General features: G+C 69.2%; 1 protein-coding gene and 1 pseudogene. Both read left to right on the top strand.

Annotated elements, in window-relative coordinates:
• Positions 1–337 (top strand): annotated as a pseudogene (locus AC2W7M_RS26465) (tetratricopeptide repeat protein); the annotation flags it as partial.
• A gap of 54 nt (positions 338–391) precedes the next feature.
• Positions 392–826, top strand: coding sequence for an HIT family protein (locus AC2W7M_RS26460; RefSeq protein ID WP_486136159.1), 435 nt, complete (start codon positions 392–394; stop codon positions 824–826).
• Positions 827–861: the final 35 nt, after the last annotated feature.

Genomic DNA, 861 nt, shown 5'->3' with positions numbered 1-861 from the left:
CTCGGCACTGCGCTTTTGGATCCTGGGCGAACGCGAGAGCGGCACCGTCGCCTGGAAGAGGCGGTGCGCGCCTATGAAAGCCGCGCTGGAGGAACGCACCCGCGCCCGCGCGCCCTTCCAATGGGCCATGACCCAGCACAATCTCGGCACTGTGTTCCGTACCCTCGGCGAGCGAGAGAGCGGCACCGCGCATCTGGAGGCGGCAGTGCGCGCCTACGAGGCTGCTCTAGCGGTCTTCACCCCGGAGGCTAGCCCCCATTATTGGCAGGTGACCCAGGCCAACCTCGACCACACCCGCGCCCTGATCGCCGCGCGCTCCGGCGGGGCCGCCCCTTGACCCTCCGCGCCGGCCTTGCGATGTCCTGAAAGACCCCTCAGGAGGACAGCCGAGATGAGCGCCACGCCGGCCTACGACCCCAGCAACGTGTTCGCCAAGATCCTGCGCGGCGAGCTGCCGGCCCATAAGGTCTATGAGGACGACAAGGCGCTCGCATTCCTCGACATCATGCCGCGCTGCCCCGGCCATGCGCTGGTGATCCCCAAGGCGCCGTCGCGCAACCTGCTGGACGTCGCGCCGGAGGACCTCGCCCATGTGGCCATGGTCGCCCAGAAGGTGGCCAAGGCGGCCATGACCGCGTTCAAGGCCGATGGCATCGTGCTCCAGCAGTTCAGCGAGGAGGCCAGCGGCCAGATCGTTTACCACCTGCACATGCACGTCATTCCGCGCCATCTCGGCGTGCCCATGAAGCCCCCGCACGTGGAGATGGAGAAGAACGAGGTGCTGGCCGAGCACGCCGCCCTGCTGCGCGCCGCGCTCGGCTCGTGAGCGGCGGCGCGCCGGCAGCGGGGGGTTCAGGTCCG

It is taken from the genome of Xanthobacter sp. BG11Y11_SDJG (assembly GCF_057364445.1).
Note: the sequence above shows the minus strand (reverse complement) of the source record. Positions and strands in the feature narration are given on the sequence as shown.

Bases quoted from the DNA above. Each gene is read 5' to 3' on its own strand.
- AC2W7M_RS26460 (WP_486136159.1), top strand. From the start codon at position 392: ATGAGCGCCACGCCGGCCTACGACCCCAGCAACGTGTTCGCCAAGATC.